Source organism: Pseudomonadota bacterium, assembly GCA_018817425.1.
In the GTDB taxonomy this organism is placed as follows: Bacteria; Desulfobacterota; Desulfobacteria; order Desulfobacterales; family RPRI01; genus RPRI01.
Genome location: JAHITX010000034.1, coordinates 1 through 18,029, shown reverse-complemented (window position 1 = coordinate 18,029; position 18,029 = coordinate 1). Strand labels below are relative to the sequence as shown.

Annotated in this window: 16 protein-coding genes; 12 read left to right on the top strand and 4 right to left on the bottom strand. The window is 37.4% G+C overall.

Annotation, left to right across the window (positions count from 1 at the left end; genetic code table 11):
* Window positions 1–134: 134 nt before the first annotated feature.
* The 10 genes from KKC46_07020 (at window position 135) to KKC46_06975 (ending at window position 10,323) form a co-directional block, all read left to right on the top strand.
* Window positions 135–983 carry a hypothetical protein gene (locus tag KKC46_07020; protein ID MBU1053566.1) on the top strand — a complete coding sequence of 283 codons (849 nt, stop codon included), beginning with the start codon at window positions 135–137 and terminating at the stop codon, window positions 981–983.
* A gap of 35 nt (window positions 984–1,018) precedes the next feature.
* The gene (locus KKC46_07015) at window positions 1,019–1,801 is read left to right on the top strand and encodes a hypothetical protein (protein MBU1053565.1); all 783 of its coding nucleotides are present in this window, start codon (window positions 1,019–1,021) and stop codon (window positions 1,799–1,801) included.
* Between the two features lie 214 nt (window positions 1,802–2,015).
* Window positions 2,016–2,996 (top strand): MoxR family ATPase, encoded by a 981-nt coding sequence (locus KKC46_07010; GenBank protein MBU1053564.1) that lies wholly within the window; start codon window positions 2,016–2,018, stop codon window positions 2,994–2,996.
* Between the two features lie 3 nt (window positions 2,997–2,999).
* Entirely contained in the window at window positions 3,000–3,875 is an 876-nt protein-coding gene (locus KKC46_07005) for a DUF58 domain-containing protein (GenBank protein ID MBU1053563.1), read from the top strand.
* Window positions 3,872–4,846 carry a hypothetical protein gene (locus KKC46_07000; GenBank protein MBU1053562.1) on the top strand — a complete coding sequence of 325 codons (975 nt, stop codon included), beginning with the start codon at window positions 3,872–3,874 and terminating at the stop codon, window positions 4,844–4,846. The genes KKC46_07005 and KKC46_07000 overlap by 4 nt, the downstream gene beginning before the upstream one ends.
* Window positions 4,846–5,838, top strand: coding sequence for a VWA domain-containing protein (locus KKC46_06995; protein ID MBU1053561.1), 993 nt, complete (start codon window positions 4,846–4,848; stop codon window positions 5,836–5,838). The genes KKC46_07000 and KKC46_06995 overlap by 1 nt, the downstream gene beginning before the upstream one ends.
* Window positions 5,835–6,839 carry a VWA domain-containing protein gene (locus KKC46_06990; protein MBU1053560.1) on the top strand — a complete coding sequence of 335 codons (1,005 nt, stop codon included), beginning with the start codon at window positions 5,835–5,837 and terminating at the stop codon, window positions 6,837–6,839. The genes KKC46_06995 and KKC46_06990 overlap by 4 nt, the downstream gene beginning before the upstream one ends.
* Window positions 6,836–7,699, top strand: coding sequence for a tetratricopeptide repeat protein (locus tag KKC46_06985; protein MBU1053559.1), 864 nt, complete (start codon window positions 6,836–6,838; stop codon window positions 7,697–7,699). The genes KKC46_06990 and KKC46_06985 overlap by 4 nt, the downstream gene beginning before the upstream one ends.
* On the top strand, window positions 7,700–9,466 hold the full coding sequence (locus tag KKC46_06980) for a BatD family protein (GenBank protein MBU1053558.1): 1,767 nt from the start codon (window positions 7,700–7,702) through the stop codon (window positions 9,464–9,466).
* A complete protein-coding gene (locus KKC46_06975) occupies window positions 9,463–10,323 on the top strand; it encodes an SH3 domain-containing protein (protein MBU1053557.1) in 861 nt (286 codons plus the stop codon). The genes KKC46_06980 and KKC46_06975 overlap by 4 nt, the downstream gene beginning before the upstream one ends.
* Before the next feature lie 73 nt (window positions 10,324–10,396).
* On the opposite strand, the gene KKC46_06970 is transcribed toward KKC46_06975, so the two are convergent.
* The 4 genes from KKC46_06970 to clpS all read right to left on the bottom strand — a co-directional run bounded on the left by KKC46_06970 (window position 10,397) and on the right by clpS (window position 14,430).
* Window positions 10,397–10,870 carry a hypothetical protein gene (locus tag KKC46_06970; protein ID MBU1053556.1) on the bottom strand — a complete coding sequence of 158 codons (474 nt, stop codon included), beginning with the start codon at window positions 10,868–10,870 and terminating at the stop codon, window positions 10,397–10,399.
* A 269-nt stretch (window positions 10,871–11,139) separates the two neighbouring features.
* Entirely contained in the window at window positions 11,140–11,826 is a 687-nt protein-coding gene (aat, locus tag KKC46_06965; GenBank protein MBU1053555.1) for a leucyl/phenylalanyl-tRNA--protein transferase, read from the bottom strand.
* 41 nt (window positions 11,827–11,867) lie between these two features.
* Window positions 11,868–14,108: an ATP-dependent Clp protease ATP-binding subunit ClpA gene (gene clpA, locus KKC46_06960; GenBank protein ID MBU1053554.1), complete on the bottom strand. Its 2,241-nt coding sequence runs from the start codon at window positions 14,106–14,108 to the stop codon at window positions 11,868–11,870.
* Between the two features lie 4 nt (window positions 14,109–14,112).
* Window positions 14,113–14,430 carry an ATP-dependent Clp protease adapter ClpS gene (gene clpS, locus KKC46_06955; GenBank protein MBU1053553.1) on the bottom strand — a complete coding sequence of 106 codons (318 nt, stop codon included), beginning with the start codon at window positions 14,428–14,430 and terminating at the stop codon, window positions 14,113–14,115.
* Between the two features lie 1,170 nt (window positions 14,431–15,600).
* On the opposite strand from clpS, the gene ylqF reads away from it, so the two are divergent.
* Together ylqF and hflX are read left to right on the top strand one after the other, a co-directional pair.
* Window positions 15,601–16,431: a ribosome biogenesis GTPase YlqF gene (gene ylqF / locus KKC46_06950; protein MBU1053552.1), complete on the top strand. Its 831-nt coding sequence runs from the start codon at window positions 15,601–15,603 to the stop codon at window positions 16,429–16,431.
* A 49-nt stretch (window positions 16,432–16,480) separates the two neighbouring features.
* Window positions 16,481–17,899, top strand: coding sequence for a GTPase HflX (gene hflX, locus KKC46_06945; GenBank protein ID MBU1053551.1), 1,419 nt, complete (start codon window positions 16,481–16,483; stop codon window positions 17,897–17,899).
* The last annotated feature ends 130 nt before the right edge of the window (window positions 17,900–18,029 follow it).

Below are 18,029 nucleotides of genomic sequence, written 5' to 3'. Positions count from 1 at the left end.
TAATTTCAAAATCACCCTGTAAATCATACCAACGGGTGATTGAAAAAATATTAATTTCCTGGAATATTAAGGTTATTCATGTTTTCTAAATCAAAGGAGGATCATAAAATGGTCACAAAGAAAGGAGAATAACGATGAAAATAAGAATGTTTTCAATAATATTTATTTTACTTATTCCCTGTTTTCTATTTCAATACGGCAGGACTGCACATGGCATAGAGACAGAGCTTAGCGCCGAACAAATTATTGATAAGTACATTGAAGCCACTGGTGGAAAGAAAGCACGTGAAAAAATCTATAATAGTATAACGGAAATGAAAATAAAGCTTTACCGGAACAATACAGAGTGTAATGTCACTCGTTATAAACAAAGACCAAACCGTTTTTATTCCATTCTAAAAATAGATATAATGGGCATGCCGGTAACCGCCGAAGAAGCCGGGATAAACGGCGATATCGTCTGGAAGATTGAAGCGTTAACTAATGGAAAAATTTTAAAAGGTGAAGAACGCGCAAACTTTTTAATTGAAAACGCACCGGACACACTTTTTTTATGGAGAACTTATTTCAAAGATGTGCAATATGCCGGAACCGAAGACATTAACGGGAAAAAGTGTCATAAAATTGTAATGATACCTTTTCAGGGGGATAAAAGAACATACTTTTTTGATAAGGATACTTATTTGGTTATAAAAACGATTGTGTCACCACCTAAAATCAATTTCGATACAGATGAAGTTATCACCTCATGGAGCAAGGAAAATTCCGGCGAGGGGCCCTTGACACAAGATGATATGCTGGAAAATTATTTTAGCGATTACAGAAAGGTTGACGATATACTGATACCTCATAATATATTACAGATTTCAGGTGGGTATAAAATTTTTAATGTTGAAATAAAAAACTTTAAAACCAATATTGACATGCCCAAGGACCGGTTTGACTTGCCTGATAAAATCAAACGACAACTCGTAACGAAATAGCTAAAAAGGCTCATTTATAAGAAAGGAGAATAACGATGAAAACAAAAACAAGAAGATTTTCAATAATACTCGTTTTACTTATTCCCTGTTTTCTATTTCAATACGGCAGGCCTGCACATGGCCGAGAAACTGATCTTAGCGCTGAACAAATTATTGATAAGCACATCGAAGCCACTGGTGGAAAGAAAGCACTTGAAAAAATTAATAATAGTATAACGGAAATGAAAATAACACTTTTACAGGACAAAATAGAAGGTAAAATCACATTCTATAAGCAAAGACCAAATCGTTTTTATTCCTTTACCGAATTAGATTTCTCGGGAGTACCAATAGTCGAAGAAATGGGAACAGATGGCAATATTGTCTGGAAGATCGAACCAAGAACAAGCGGAAGAATAGTAGCAGGAGAAGAACGCGCAAATATTTTAATTAACCATGCGTTTGATGCCCTTGTTTCATGGCAAACCTATTTTAAAAATATACAATATGCAGGAATGGAAGATATCAACGGTAAGAATTGTTATAAAGTTGTAATGACACCATTTCAGGGGGGACAAAGAACATACTTTTTTGAAAAGGACACCTATTTACTCATAAAAATAATTGTTCCGGCTCAAATAGCTGGTAATAGAAATAAGCTCGAATCTTACTTAAGCGATTATAGAAAAATCAACGGGTTGTGGATACCATATAACTTATTGCAAGTTATAGGAGGAAAAGAAATGTTCAAACTTGTTATTGAAGACATTAAAACCAATGTTGCCATGCCAAAAGACCGTTTTGCCCTGCCTGATAAGATCAAAATATTAAATAAATAATAATTTTGAACAAAAATTTATTAAAACAAGAGGTTGAAAAAAATATAAAATTGTATCAATATATATCCGCCAATTTTTTATAAAGCTCTTCATGCAATTTACGATTAGTGTGAAATCGTATATTTGCACAAATAAGCTCCATTGGGATCACTGATAAAAACTTTTGAGATGTCCGGCTATTAATGAAATTGTCTTGTATGAGCAAGGAGGGTTAATGAATATACAGGAGATTACCGCGGAAGTAGAAAACAAGAGTCTGGTTTTTCGAAAAATATTGGCGGAAGTGGAAAAAGTTATTGTAGGACAAAAAAACCTTCTGGAAAAGATGCTTATAGGATTGCTATGTGACGGACATCTTCTTCTGGAAGGGCTTCCAGGGTTGGCCAAAACAACAGCGGTTAAAACACTTGCTGCGGCTATCAAGACTTCTTTTCAAAGAATACAGTTTACTCCCGATCTTTTACCTGCCGATATCCTTGGGACACAGATTTACCGGCCGGATAACAGCTCTTTTGAGATCAAAAAAGGTCCGATATTTCATAATATAATTTTGGCGGATGAGATCAACCGGGCGCCTGCCAAAGTTCAGAGTGCCCTTTTGGAAGCCATGCAGGAGCGCCAGGTAACAATCGGTGAAAAGAGTTTCATACTTGAAAGGCCATTTTTAGTAATTGCTACTCAAAATCCGATTGAACATGAAGGGACATATCCACTTCCCGAAGCGCAGATAGACCGTTTTATGTTGAAGATAAAAGTGGATTATCCTACAGCAGCAGAAGAGAAAAAGATAATAGAACGTGTAAATGATATGGCAGCGGAAAAAGTCCAAGGAGTGGTAGAAGTAAGTGAGGTGGAAGCGGCTACAAAAATTCTCCGCTTAATCCATATGGAAGAAAAAATTACGGACTATATCGTAAATATATCAAGAGCTACCCGTAATCCAGGCGAGTATGGACTGGAAATAGGCCCCATGATAAATTACGGAGCTTCTCCCAGGGCGTCTATATGGCTGAGTATGGCTGCACGGGCTCATGCATTTCTTGCGGGAAGAGGCTATGTAACTCCACAGGATGTGAAATCCATGGCTTTTGATGTTCTTCGGCACCGAATTATATTAAGCTATGAGGCTGAAGCCGAGGGCAAGAGCAGTGACGATTTGATCAGGATACTTCTTGAGCGGATTGAGGTGCCATGATATATGCTTTCCGAAGAGCTTTTTAAAAAAATTCAAAAGCTTCATTTTAAAACAAGCAAAATGGCCAGCGATCTTTTTGCCGGTCAGTATGAAAGCGCATTCAAAGGCCATGGTATAGAGTTTGCGGAAGTAAGAGAATACCAGCCGGGTGATGATGTCCGTAACATTGACTGGAATGTATCGGCTCGTGCTGGTCACCCATTCGTAAAAGTATTTCACGAGGAAAGAGAGCTTACCGTAATACTTTTACTGGATCTTTCCGGCTCACACCTGTTTGGCACAAGAAAAAAATTCAAAAGAGATCTTTTGGCAGAAGTGGCCGGTATGATCGCATTTCTTGCCATCCGGACTAATGATAAGGTCGGGGCCGTACTGTTTAGCTCAATGGTAGAAAAATATATACCTCCTAAAAAGGGAGTATCTCATGTATGGCGCCTTATCAAAGAAATATTCAGTTATGAACCGCAAGATCTTAAAACTGATATCGATAAGGCTTTAATATATCTTAACAGAGTAGTAAAGCGGCATGCCATTGTTTTTTTAATATCAGATTTTTTAGATAGTGATTTTGAGAAATCATTAAAACTAACTGCTAAAAAGCATGATCTCACAATTATCCGCATATCCGATCCGGCTGAAGAAAAACTGCCTGAAGTGGGTTTTACTATACTTCGAGATCCTGAGACTAAGCAGGAATTGCTGGTTAACACATCAAGCAGGGAATTTAAAAAAATATTTTTCACAGAACTGGAAAGGCAAAAAAAATACCTGTCAGAAATTACAAAAAAATCAGGAATTGATCTATTGGAGCTTTCAACAGATGGACCGATAGTTGAACCTTTAATGCGCCTTTTTGAAAAAAGGAGAAAAAGATTGTGAAAAGGCCGGTTTGTAAAATCTGCTTCATACCAATTCTTCTTTTATGTTTGCTTACCTATCCCTTATACTGTTTTTGCCTGGATAATAAACAAGATAATACACCGGATAATACAACAGATAAAACGATAAATCTTAAAACTTCATTGGACAGAGATACAGCAAAGGCCGGAAGTATTATCAACTTAACACTATCCTTTAATCTGCCCAAAGGAGCAACTATAAACAAGCCGATAGAAGTCAAAGGGCTTGAAGGTTTTACAATTGTTAAACAGCATATATATCCTGATAAAATTACTATAAGCTTATTTGCAAACCAGCCAGGGTTGCTAAAAACAGGTGAGCTCTCTTTTTCCTATCTTGATAAAGACCAAAAAAAACAGGTTTTAACTGCTAAACCAATTTCGCTTAAAGTATGGTCCAATCTTGGAGATAACCCATTAAAAATACAGCTTCGACCCATACAGGGAATCATACCAACGAGATCCTTATTATTAAAATACTGGCCATGGATATTTGCTTTTATTGTAGTGCTGATAGCCGGTTTTTTCCTTTTTCGCTGGTACAAAATGTACAAGCAAAAAAAATTGATTTTAGAATATGTTGATCCGCCGCATATCCGTGCAAGAAAAGATATAGAAGAGCTTGAGGCTAAAGGGCTTTTTGAAAAAGGAAGCGCCAAAGAGTTTTATTTTCGTTTTTCAGAAATTATAAAGAGATACATTGAAAACATCCGCGGATTTCCGGCGGTTGAATATACTACCGAGGAGATTGCTTCTCATATTAATAATGAAAAAGACAGACAAATTCTTGCTCTGCTACAACATTCGGATCTTGTTAAGTTTGCAGATGATATCCCGACGTTGGCTAAAAAAGAAGAAGAAGTTGTTGTGGTAAAAAAATACATTGAGGAAACAACTCCTGTTTATGAGACAAAAAATACTCCCGAAAACAAAGCAGGATGTGATAAATAATGTTTAGATTTGAATATCCTACATTATTATTTCTGCTTTTGGCGATTCCGGTGCTGTTGTTTATTATATTTAAACGAAGAAACCAAGGCATCATACATTCATATACATCCCGATTATTAGTAATCACAGGCGGTGGAAACCAGCTTTTGGCAAGGATTCCAATAATCTTTAGAACATCTTGTCTTATTCTTCTCGTGATAGCCGCAGCAAGGCCCCAGTTATATAATATTAAAAAAAATGTCAGTTCTTCCGGTGTGGATATCATGTTAAGCCTTGATACCTCAGGTTCCATGCGGGCTTTAGATTTTAAGTTTGATGAAAAACCGGTTAACAGACTTGTGGTTGTTAAGAAGGTAGTAAGTGAATTTATTAAAAAAAGAGAGGCAGACAGGATAGGCCTTGTTGTATTTGGAGAAGAAGCATTTACACAGTCTCCTTTAACTATGGATAAGGGCATGCTTCTAAGTCTTGTGGATAAAATGGAGATCGGCATGGCCGGAGACAGCACGGCAATAGGTAACGCAATCGCCATTGCCGGAAAAAGGCTAAAAGATCTTAAAGCAAAATCTAAAATCATAATTATCTTAACAGACGGAAAAAACAATAGCGGTGATATAACACCGGAAGAAGCCGCTGATGCGGCAGCAGCATTGGGAATTAAAATCTATACTATAGGCGTGGGTGGAACCGGACCTGCTCCTTTTAAAGTCAAAACATTTTTTGGCCCGCGTATAGTCAGGCAGAGTGTTGAGTTTGATGAAGAAACATTGAAAAGAATTGCGATAAAAGGAAAGGGGAAATATTTCAGGGCAACAGACAGTAAACAGCTTGCCGAAATATATGAGATTATAAACAAAGCGGAAAAGACAGAAGTAAAGACAAAGGAATTTTTTAATTTTAAAGAGCTTTACTATTATTTTCTTATCCCTGCTATAATTCTTTTTGTGTTGGAGCTATTTTTGAAAACAACTGTATTGAGGGTTATATCATGACATTTGCGCGCCTGTGGATATTGCATTTTTTATGGCTTTTGCCCGCAATTGGGATACTTATTCTTTTTGGATTCAGACAAAAGAAGAAATCTCTTGACCTTGTGGCTGATCCGGAGTTGTTGGCCCGGATTGCCGGAAAAATGCATAAAGGCAGAATATTTGCTAAAGCGGTATTACTGCTTTGTGCTTTGGGCTTAATGATTTTTGCTCTGGCAGGCCCTCGTTGGGGTAGCCATTACCAGGAGGTTTCTCAAAAAGGTGTTGAAATAATGATATTGGTAGATGTTTCACACAGCATGATGGTGGAAGATATCAAACCCAACCGACTTGAGAGAGCAAGACGTGAAGTACTGGATTTTTTGAAGATAGTGCAGGGTGACCGCATAGGATTGGTTGCCTTTTCAGGAATTGCATTTGTCCAATGTCCCCTTACATTGGATTACGGAGCCATACAAATGTTTCTGGATGAGTTAACGCCTGATGTTATTCCTGTGGCGGGAACGGATTTGGGAACGGCTATTGAAACGGGCATTTCATCTTTTGACTTTAAATTAGAGACAGACAAAGTAATTATACTTATAACAGATGGCGAAGATAATGAGAAAAGAGGTATTAACGCAGCGGAAAATGCGAAGAAAAAGGGTGTGAAAATATTTGTGTTTGGCATGGGTGATACTTCAGGTGGGCCTATCCCTGCTATTGATGGAAGTGGAGGGTTTAAAAAAGATCAAAATGGCAGTGTTATAATGTCAAAAATGGATGAGGAGTCTCTTAAAAAAATAGCAATTGTGACAGGAGGTCGTTATACGCGATCCGTTACAGGAGACCTTGACCTTGATCTTATATATTTCGATGGGATAAAAACACTGACAACAGCAAAACTCTTAAAAAGCGGTAAAATCAAGGTTTATGAAGAGCGTTTCAGCTTTTTTTTGATAGCAGTATTTTTATTATTGATTCTTGAAGTATTGATAAGTGAAAAGGAGAAGATAAAAAATTGATACGATATTTTTTATCAGTAATCACAATAATTATTATTTTATATGTACCCGCTGCTAAAGCTGCAAATGATCCCGATACTCTTTACAAGCAGGGAAAATTTACAGAAGCGCAGAAAGCGTATGCCGAAGCAGATATGAATCACCCAAAGGATATTCGCTTTCGTTATAACAGGGGTTGCGCCGCATATAAAAACTCCGATTACAAAGCAGCTACGGCCGCATTTTCCAGTGTTTTAAAAAGAACAACAGATAAAGAAACAAAATTTAAGGTTTTGTATAATCTTGGAAATACCGCCTTTAAGCAAAAAGATTATAAATCTGCAGCATCATATTACAAGCAGGCCATAATAAGTAATCCCGGAAACGAAGATGCCGCATACAATATGGAACTTTCGTTGATATATCTTGAGAAACAAAAGAAAAACAAAAATGATCAGAAGCGTGAGCCTCCAAAGGATTCACAGAATAAAGAAGACAAACAGGGCCAGTCAGGAGAAAATAAAAACGATAAGAATAAAAATCAAAAAGCTTCCGATAAAAAGTCTACGGATAGTAAAGAAAATAAAAACAATAAGGATGAATCCGAAAAACATAAAGAAGCTGAAAATAATAAGGTGAAAAATGAAAACCCTGGAAATAACAATAAACAGGAAGAATCTAAAAATCTTTCCAAAGATTTATCAAGAAGGCCGGACCCTTCTCAGCAAAGGCCTCAGCAGAAAGAAGATATGACACCAGAAAAAGCCGGGGCAATGCTTGATAAGAAAAAGGCTAATGACTTATTAGACAGCGTCAGAGAGAATCGTTCCTTAAAAGCTTTTGGGAATAAAGGGAATATGCGTTTAGGAAAGGACTGGTAAATGAAAAAAGCAAGAAAAGCTTTGATATTGCTTTTTGTGCTGTATTTTTTAACTGGGCTGACCATATCATGTTTTGCTGCCAATAATATTTCAATTACCTTACGTCTTAATAAAAAAGAAGCAACCACTTTGGATAGTATTGGAATGGTTGTAAAGATATCAGGTGTTAATTTAACTGATTCATGGCCTGTAATTAACGGTCTTGATTCATTTGATGTTATTCAGAGAGTAGCTTCAAGCCGTTTGGAAATAATAAAAGGTAAGTTCAGTTCGGCAAAGGAATACAATTATATGATCCGGCCTAAAGTTCAAGGAACATATAAGATCGGACCTGCCATACTTGATATTAGCGGAAAAACTATAACAAGTAATACCGAAAAGATTACTATCACAAAACCAAAACAATCTTCCGGCATAAACCGGGGGGGAGTTTTTCTAACTGCAAATATTTCATCTAAAAAGATCTATATAGAAGAGCAGGCAGTATACACTTTAAAATTATATCATCAGGGCAATGTGAATATTGTCTCATTTTATCTTCCGCAAACAGAGAGTATTATCTTAAAACAGATAGAAAAACCTCCTGAATACCAGAGCATTTATAATGGCAAAACCTATCACGTTATGGAGGTTCGCTATGTAATGATTCCTTCTAAAGAGGGAACATGCGCCATCGAACCGGCAAGGATAGGTCTTATTGCCAGGGAGTCACTTCGCGGCCCCGGTTTTAGAATGTTTGACGATCCTTTTTTCTTAAGTACAGAAGCTATTCCTCAGAATGTAATCAGCGAGCCGTTTGAGTTAAAGATTTTGCCCCTTCCGGAAAAGGAAAGACCATACGATTATACCGGGATGGTCGGAACATTCGATATGAAAGCAAGCATTGAACCAAAGAAAATAAAAAAGGGTGAATCCGCTACTCTTGCAGTTGTTATAGAAGGTCACGGCAATGTCAAAAAGATACCGGATTTAAAAGGCCCCAAGCAGCAAAACATAAAGATATATGCGGATCGTCCGGTACTTGAAGAATCTGTCGATTCAGAAGGTATTAAAGGTTCAAAAACATTGAAATGGGCGCTTGTACCGGAGAAAGAAGGGCAATATGAAATATCTCCATTAACCGTAAATTTCTTTGATACACAAAAACAGCAGTATCGCACTATAGAAACCCAGCCTTTGCAACTTTTGGTTCTGCCTGGAGAAAAGGAGCAGTTAGTCTCATCTGTTATGCCTTCTAATGTTATGCAAAACAAAAATATAGTAAAAAAAGAGGTTAAGGAAATCGGCCAGGATATCCTTCCTGTGCATGATTCCCTTGCAGTTTTGGCTAAAGAATTGCCGATGAATAACAGAATGCTGTTGATTTCTTTTCTGCTGGGCGCGCCTTTTCTTTGCTACATATCAGCATTTATACTTATAAAATTTAATAGAAAATCTAAAGAAGCAATGACTGCGGTTAGGATAAAAAAAGCTGCCGGGATTTTTATACGGCAATGCAGCAAAGCGAAAACAAGTTCAAACGATATGATATCAGAATTGCGAAATTACCTTAATAACCGCTTTGGCCTTGAGCTTGGATTACTTACTGCAAACGAAGCGCAGGAAGTATTAAAATCAAAAGGTGTCAGCTTAGAAACAGCAGACAGATTTAGGGATATTATTCTGGAATTGGAAAGCGCAGTTTATACAGGCAAGGGAAATGAGGTATGTAATCTGGCAGGAAAGGTCATAGAGATTATAAAAAAGGTTGAAAAGGAGATTCGGTGAGAACTTTTAAAGCTTTGATTATTATAATCTTCGTATTGGCAATTCTTCCAATTACTGCCAGCCATTCCCAAACAAGCGGATGGGAGGAGACTTATTTCAAAGCCAACATGGCATACAAGCAAGGCCGTTTTTCCGAATCAGTAGATGGTTATACGCAGTTAATAAGGGCCGGATATAAAAACGGGCACATGTATTATAACCTGGGGAACGCTTACCTGCGCATGGATCTTTCCGGGTATGCAATTTTAAATTACGAGCGTGCCCGTATCCTGATTCCAAGAGATGCAGATTTGAAATATAATCTAAAATATGCCCGTGACAGGATTCAGGATGCTATAGAAGAACCCCATGGTTTTTTGGAAATGGCTTTTTTTTGGATCGGCTCAACAAATATGATGGAATTGTTTTACTGTTTTGCCGGTCTAAACATCTTTTTCTGGGGGATTCTATTTGTCAGGCTTTTTAAAAAAACGGAATGGATATACTATGCATCAATGATTCTTTTTATCGTATGGATGATTTCCGGTACTTCTTTAGGCATAAAATGGTATCTTTTAAATACGGATGACCGGGCGGTAATACTTGAAAAAGAGGCAAATATCCATGCCGGACCGGACGCTAAAGATACGCTGTTGTTTAAGCTTCATGAAGGTACTGTAGTGCACCATGAAAGATCAGAAGAAGGGTGGTCTATTATTAGCCTGCCTGATAAAAAACGAGGATGGATCAATAACGGGGCGCTGAAAAATATTATAAATAATGAGCCACTTTCAAAACGTTTCAGTTTGGTCAAGCTCAAGGCGGGAGAAAATTTCAACCACAGGAATACAGTTAGTATTTCGAGGATTGAAATTTGAGCCCAACGCAGAGATCGGCCAAAATGGGGCGTTTTGAAACTGGCTCATAATAAATAAGGTAAAGATATTCCAATTATATATCCTCATCGCCCTCAACAAATTCATCTTCGGCAATTGAAATGCTTGCTTTGCGACCGGTTATCGGAGTTTTAGCATCATATTTTTCATCAAAACTTTCATCAAATATTTCCTCTATCTCTTCCGGTTCTTCGTCTATGGGTTCGTCCTCCAACAATTCAACAACCTCTTTGGTAAGATGGCTGGCATCATCAAATAATACTTCGGTGGATTGAACGTTTTGCGAATCATGCAAAGCTAATATTGCTTCAGCTAATTTTTCGGCCTGCAAAATAGGAGGGAAAAAATTGTGAGTACGAAGAGCAGCAATCAATTCATCTTTTCCTATTGAAATCGCATCCTTTATAATGGACGTATTATAAGTTTCTTCGCAAAGCATTGAAAATAATTCTTTATCAAGCTCGGCATATTCACTTATAATAAAATTATTATTTTCATCATCTTTTGTAATTATATATTTTTGTTTCATATTCCACCTCTTATGGAAAAAAATTCTTTACGGACGTTTTAACGGCCCACCATATTTTCAGACGCATAAATAGCGGTTGGTTAATAAAGCACAAAGGAATAATGCTGTCAAAAACTAATTAAAATTATTTTAAATAATTTCATTTTATTAAATAAATGCCATTTTAGCTAAATGTTTTCAGACAGGTATTAATATTTGCAATATATTATCAGTAAATTCTGTTTTTTCAAGATATATAATTTAAACCCAAGGATAAAAATATTTATAGATTAATTTTCATACTCCCATTTACCTTTAAAAGTTGGTAAAATAAGAGCTTTTTTTAATTGTTTTAAAAAAAGGCTTCTTGGTATTTCTTTTGCCCCGAAACGTTTAAGATGTTCGGTTGCAATCTGACAGTCGATAAAATCAAAAGCATTATCTTTAAGGCATTTTACAATAGCAACAAATGCTACCTTGGAAGCATTGCTTTCAACAGAAAACATGGATTCACCGAAAAAGCATCTTCCCAGCGAAACCCCGTAGAGTCCGCCCACGAGTTTATTGTCTTTCCATGCTTCTACCGAATGGGCATAGCCTGATTTATGAAGCATGCAATATGCATCTATCATTTCAGGCACAATCCAGGTACCCTCGGTTTTCCGGTTATTTGTGAAGGCACACGAATTGATAACCTGTTCAAACGCCGAATCAAAAGTTATATGAAAAATTTCTTTCTTAATGACTTTATAAAGACTTTTTGAAATCCTGATTTCATCCGGATATAAAACAAGACGAGGATCGGGCGACCACCAGAGTATGGGCTCACCTTTGGAATACCATGGAAATATGCCAAGATTGTAAGCAAGCAGGAGGCGCTCTTTACTAAGATCGCCTCCTATAGCAAGAAGACCTTCTTCGCCGGCAAGTTGCGGCGGAGGGAAAATTATTTCTTTATTAAGACGATAAACTGGCATTAATATTCTTAAAAAGCAAACCTTGATTTTTCAGCAATGTATTAAGATGCAAAAGAAAAAGCAGGTTTGTCATTTTCAATATCAAGAACCACGCTTCCACCTTTTTTGAGTTTTCCAAACAAAATTTCATCCGAAAGAACATCTTTAATTTCAAGCTGAAGAACTCTTCCAAGAGGTCTTGCTCCATATCTTAGGTCATAGCCTTTTTGTGCAAGCCAGGTTCTTATACTGGTTGAATATGATAGAGAGACTTTTTTTGCAGTAAGTTGTTCTTTAAGTTCATCCATGAATTTATCAACAACCATCTCCATGATATCAAGAGTTAATGGTTTGAAATTAATTATATCATCAAGCCGGTTTCTAAATTCCGGGTTGAAAAGGTTTTCAATTGCTTTATTCCCTTTGCTTTCAGGATCATATTTTACTTCTGCAAAGCCGATTGTCTGGGCGCTCATTTCACGGGCTCCGGCATTTGATGTCATGATAATTATAACATTTCTAAAATCCGCTTTTTTCCCGTTGTTGTCGGTAAGTGTGGCATGATCAAGAACCTGAAGAAGAATATTATAAATATCGGGGTGTGCTTTTTCTATCTCATCGAACAGCAACACACAATGGGGATGTTTGCGTATTCCATCAGTTAAAAGCCCAGCCTGATCAAAGCCGATATAACCGGGCGGAGCTCCTATAAGACGGGCTACAGCATGTTTTTCCATGTATTCGCTCATGTCAAAACGCATGAATTCTATTCCCATGATGCGTGAAATCTGCCTTGCGACTTCTGTTTTGCCTACACCTGTGGGGCCTGTAAAAAGAAATGACCCAATAGGATGATGAAGAATTCCAAGCCCTGCTCTTGATCGTTTTATTGAAGTTACAAGAGATTTTATAGCGTCATCCTGTCCGAAAACCACGCTTTTTAAATTGTTTTCAAGATTTTCAAGCTTTACGCGGTCGGAAGAAGATACGCTTTTTTCCGGAATTCTTGCCATTTTTGCTACAATTTTTTCAATATCGGATGGCTGTATTTTTTTTCTGCGAACAGGGTTTGAAAATCTTACAAAAGCTCCTGCTTCGTCTATTACGTCGATTGCCTTATCAGGCAGATATCTGTCGTTTACATACTTTGCAGAAAGTTCGGCGGCAGCTTTCAGTGAGGCATCAGTATATTCGATGCCATGATGCGCTTCATAGTGGCATTTCAAGCCTTTTAATATCCGTACAGTTTCAGTAACCGTCGGTTCGGGAAGTTCAATTTTTTCAAAACGACGGGATAAAGCTCTGTCTTTTATAAAATAGTTTTTATACTCCTCGTAAGTAGTAGAGCCGATACATCGCAAGTCACCCGACACAAGAGCTGGTTTTAATATATTGGATGCATCCATTGAACCGCTGCTTGTAGCACCTGCTCCGACAATCGTATGGATTTCATCTATAAACAATACGGAATCCTTTCTTTCCCGAAGTTCCGAAATGATTCCTTTCATCCGTTGCTCAAAATCTCCCCTAAATTTTGTTCCGGCAAGAACAGAACCCATATCAAGAGAATAAATATGAATATTTTTAAGCAAGTCCGGGACATCTCCTGCTATTATTTTCTGAGCAAGCCCTTCTGCCAGAGCTGTTTTCCCAACTCCGGGATCTCCAACAAAAATCGGATTGTTTTTTCTTCTTCTGCAAAGAATCTGTAAGGTGCGTTCTAATTCAAGATTACGGCCGATTAAAGGATCAAGTTTGCCTTCTGCCGCCAGTTTGATAAGATCAATTGTAAATGATTCGAGAAAATCCGCTTTCTTTTTCTTATCCGCCTTATCTGTTTTAACAAATCCGCCCTCAGCTTGTCCTGGAGAAGCTTTCGGAATATTATGAGAAATATAATTTAAGACATCAAGCCGTGTAATTCCTTCTAATGTCAAAAAATATTCTGCATAGGAATCTTTTTCATCAAAAATGGATACCAGGATATCTCCTATTTCAACTTCCTGTTTTTCTGCAGAACGGGCATGGTTGAAAGCTCTTTGTATTACCCTCTGGAAACCGGTTGTTTGTTGCAGCACATATTTTACTCCTTCAGGGGTGGTTTCAACCCGCATTTTAAAATAATTTTCCAAGGAATTATAAAGATTTTTTACATTGCCGCCACAATTTTCAATTATTTCAATTCCTGTAGTATCGTGCAAAATCGCAAACAAAAGATGCTCCGTGCCTGCAAATTCATGGCGTCTTTTTTTTGCTTCCTTTACTGCAAGTCCAAGTGTAGCGCTCAGTTCCCTGCTAATCATTATATTACCCCTTCTCTATAGAACATCTTAGTGGAAATCCCCTTTCACGGGCAAGAGAATGCACAGAATTCATTTTTGTTTCAGCCACTTCATATGCATACATGCCGCATATTCCAACCCCTTTTTTGTGGACATTCAGCATAATATATATTGCTTCTTCAGTTGATTTATGGAATATGCTCATTAGTATTTCAACGACAAAATCCATGGTAGTATAATCGTCATTGTGGAGCAATATTGTATACATGGAAGGTTCTTTAATTTCCTTCCTGGTTTCAGAAATGATGTTTTCTTCAATTTCCGGACTTATATTGGTTCCCATAAATTTTATATATTAAATTACTTATAACAATTGCTTAAAGGTGATTCTAATCTCTTATAAATACAATTTTAAAACAACGAAATATTTACTATCCCAAAGATCATATAGAAAATATCGTTTATTTTAAAAATTTCTTTAATATAAAATAATGATAATCAGGCAAAAAGTCAAATAATGATAATAACAGGGCAGCTAACCGCTATTAAATTAAACTGATATTTTTATAAGCATGTTAATAAACAAACTCGTTGGGATTCATAATGAATAAATTAAAATTTAAAAGGTTTTTTATATTGGAAAAAAGATGCTTAGGAGCGTGTATATTATTTATTTTGTTCAGATAGTGTAAGGATTTTGTTGAAAATATAACTTCATGACCTTCGTTCAGTTTGCAAATATAATACCTATTCTTGTAATCTTGCAAAGCTTTTAAATGAATATAGCTATAACTATCTGAAATTATGTTAATAGAATAGATTAAATAGTTATATAGCAGGTAATGTGATTAATAATATTGTAAAGTTTTCCGACAATATTGTGGTTTTTTGCAAAGTTCTTGCCTAAGGTAGGTTTTAAAACAATTATTACTTTAAATATTTGCGTTAATGAAAATACCTGATTTCAGACAGAAATATATATTGTTGTTTTCTCAGCGATTATGATATTGATGAGCTGTTCTGTGAGTGGCTGAGGCCAAGGGACGCATGTTTAAAATATTGTGTCACAGCTGGGAAATCATGCGTTAAATGGAGAAAACATACATCACATCAACATGCGGTCCATTGAAAAACTATTCTACTCAACTCAAAAGGCATGTGAGGAATGATAATATTGATTTAATAATTACAGCGCATAAACATCACAATAAGCTGTATTCATCTCCCTTTGACACTCCGGATGAAAACATTATAGACACGGTTTCTATCCCTGTTCTGATATTACCAAAAAATTAGTTAGTGTCCATTCTTAATACCGTTTTTTAAGTGAGTACGATGTCTGGTACCGGGAGAAAAAGAAGAATCAGCAGGTACCATCTATCAGAGAAAAGATCGGGGCTCAAACCTTAATTAGTGATTAAATATTCACGTATCAAGGTGGGTGACCTTACTTGCTCTGACCCTACTTGCTCTAAAAAATAAAACTGCATATAAAAAATAAATGGTGTTTGTAATGACTGAAAATGTAAGCTGGTTTCCAAAACATATGAAAACTTCTGAGGAACTTTTGAAAAAGAGCTTGAAAGCCGTAGATATTGTTTTCGAGGTTTTGGATGCAAGGGTTCCCTTATCCAGTAAAGATATAAATATTGATAGAATAATCGGGCAAAAAGCAAAAATTATTATTTTGAATAAATGCGACCTTAGCAGTGATGATGGCAACAAAAAGTGGATTGCCTTTTTTAAAAGAGGTGTTACCGAGGTAGCGCTGGTAAGTGCTGTTACAGGTGATGGTTTGAAAAATATTGCGAATTTAGCCCGTAATGCAATTAATAAGGCTGGAATCAAAAATAAATCCATAAGAGCCATGGTGGTAGGTATACCCAATGTGGGCAAATCCACTTTGATAAATTGCATAGCCGGGAAAAAAAAGGCCAAGGCTGCCAATAAACCTGGAGTTACACGGGCTAAACAGTGGATAGAGGCAAAATCACAATTTGAACTTCTGGATACTCCTGGAATTTTGCGCCCCAGAGAAGATAAAGAAACTTTTTCAAATCTCGCCTTTATCGGAACCATAAATGATGATGTTCTGGATGTGAGGACTCTTGCATCTAATCTTATAGAAAAACTGATTGAAATTGTTCCGGAAGAATTATGTGCCGGATTCAAAATTGATATTAAAGATAAAACGACCCTTGAAATTCTGGAAAATATTGCAGCCAAAAGGGGCTGCCTTTTAAAAACTGGCATTGTCGATTATATGCGAGCGTCCAATATTGTTTTGAGTGAATTCAGGAAAGGGAAACTGGGTAAAATTACTTTAGAATATCCAGGTTGTTAATGGAAACGAAGAAACCTATTAAATTGTATACGGATGGTCAAAACAAAATATGATCGAACAATCAAATGATAACAAAAGAAAGAAGACGGCAGTCTTGTTTTCAGTTCAAACTCATGGCGTTTCCGATGAGGAGAACGATTCGTCTCTCCTCGAACTCAGGCGTCTGGTTAAAACCATGGGTCTCGAAGTCATCGCAACGCTAACCCAACGCCGCCCAAAACCTGAGATGGGAACCTTATTGGGCGCAGGAAAATTAAAAAAACTTGCCGGCTATACCGGCGGCACTGGAATTGTTGAAGGATTCAGCCGGAAATCACCAGATGAAACCTGCGACGACGAAACCTGCGACGACATGGACGACGATTATCCAGTCGGCAGTCTCGCCGGCTCAGATGAAGAGAGTGCCAGCGATGACCAAATGGCAAAAAACAGTGTGCAAGCCGATGTTGTCGTCTATGATGGTGAAATTTCCACTAAACAATTGCAAAATCTTGAAAAAGCGACCGGCGCCGAAGTTTTGGATCGAACCGGTGTGATCCTCGAAATATTCAGCCGTCATGCCAAAAGCCGGGAGGCCCTCATTCAGGTGGAGATCGCCAAGTTGACTTATTTGGCGCCAAGGCTGAGAGCATCTCATTTTGGAGGTGATCGTCAAGGCGGCGGTATTGGATCTAAAGGCGCAGGAGAGACTTCTCACGAACTCGATAAGCGTCGTATCAGAGACCGCATATCTGAACTAAAGTCACAACTTGTTGGAATTCGCGACGAGCAAAATAGACGGCGCAGCCGCAGGAAAGAAAATCTCCAGGTCTCTCTGGTCGGTTATACCAATGCCGGCAAATCGTCGCTGATGCGAAAACTGACCGGTAGCGATGTATTGGTAGAGGATAAATTATTTGCAACGCTTGATACCCGTGTGAAATCTTTGCAGCCAGAGGCTTTTCCTCCGGTACTCATCTCCGATACCGTTGGATTTATAAAGAAATTACCTCACGATTTAGTTGCATCTTTCCAATCTACTCTTGATGAGGCGCTTGCCGCTTCGTTACTTTTGTTTACGGTCGATGCCTCCGATCCGGCTTTTCGATCTCAATTGGCTGTGACGCAATCGGTCCTGAAAGAGATCGGTGGTGAAAAAATTCCAAACCGGATAATCCTGAACAAAATTGACAAACTCACAATCGGAGAGCTGGAAGAGCTACAACGTGAATTTCCAGAGGCAATCTTCATCTCTGCGCATAACCCTGAGGATGTCGCATTTCTACGAAAGAAAATTCTTCAGTATTTCGAATCAAATATGATCGAAACCACGATATTGATCCCGTACGACAAAGGACACCTTTTAGGACAGTTAAGAACCAAAGCCGGCATCATAAATGAATCCTACGACGAAACAGGAACGCAAGTAACATTCAAGACTTTCCCGGAAACATTAATATGGTTACAAAAAAAGATGGGGGATTTTTAAAGACATTCTATACTCCCAATAAACTTTAAATTATATTGTTGATGGCACAGCAATATCAGTCCCAGCCACATCAGCTGCTTCCACCAGTTTCAGGCCAAATTGTTTAGCTCGGTTTTTCATGTTTTTTATT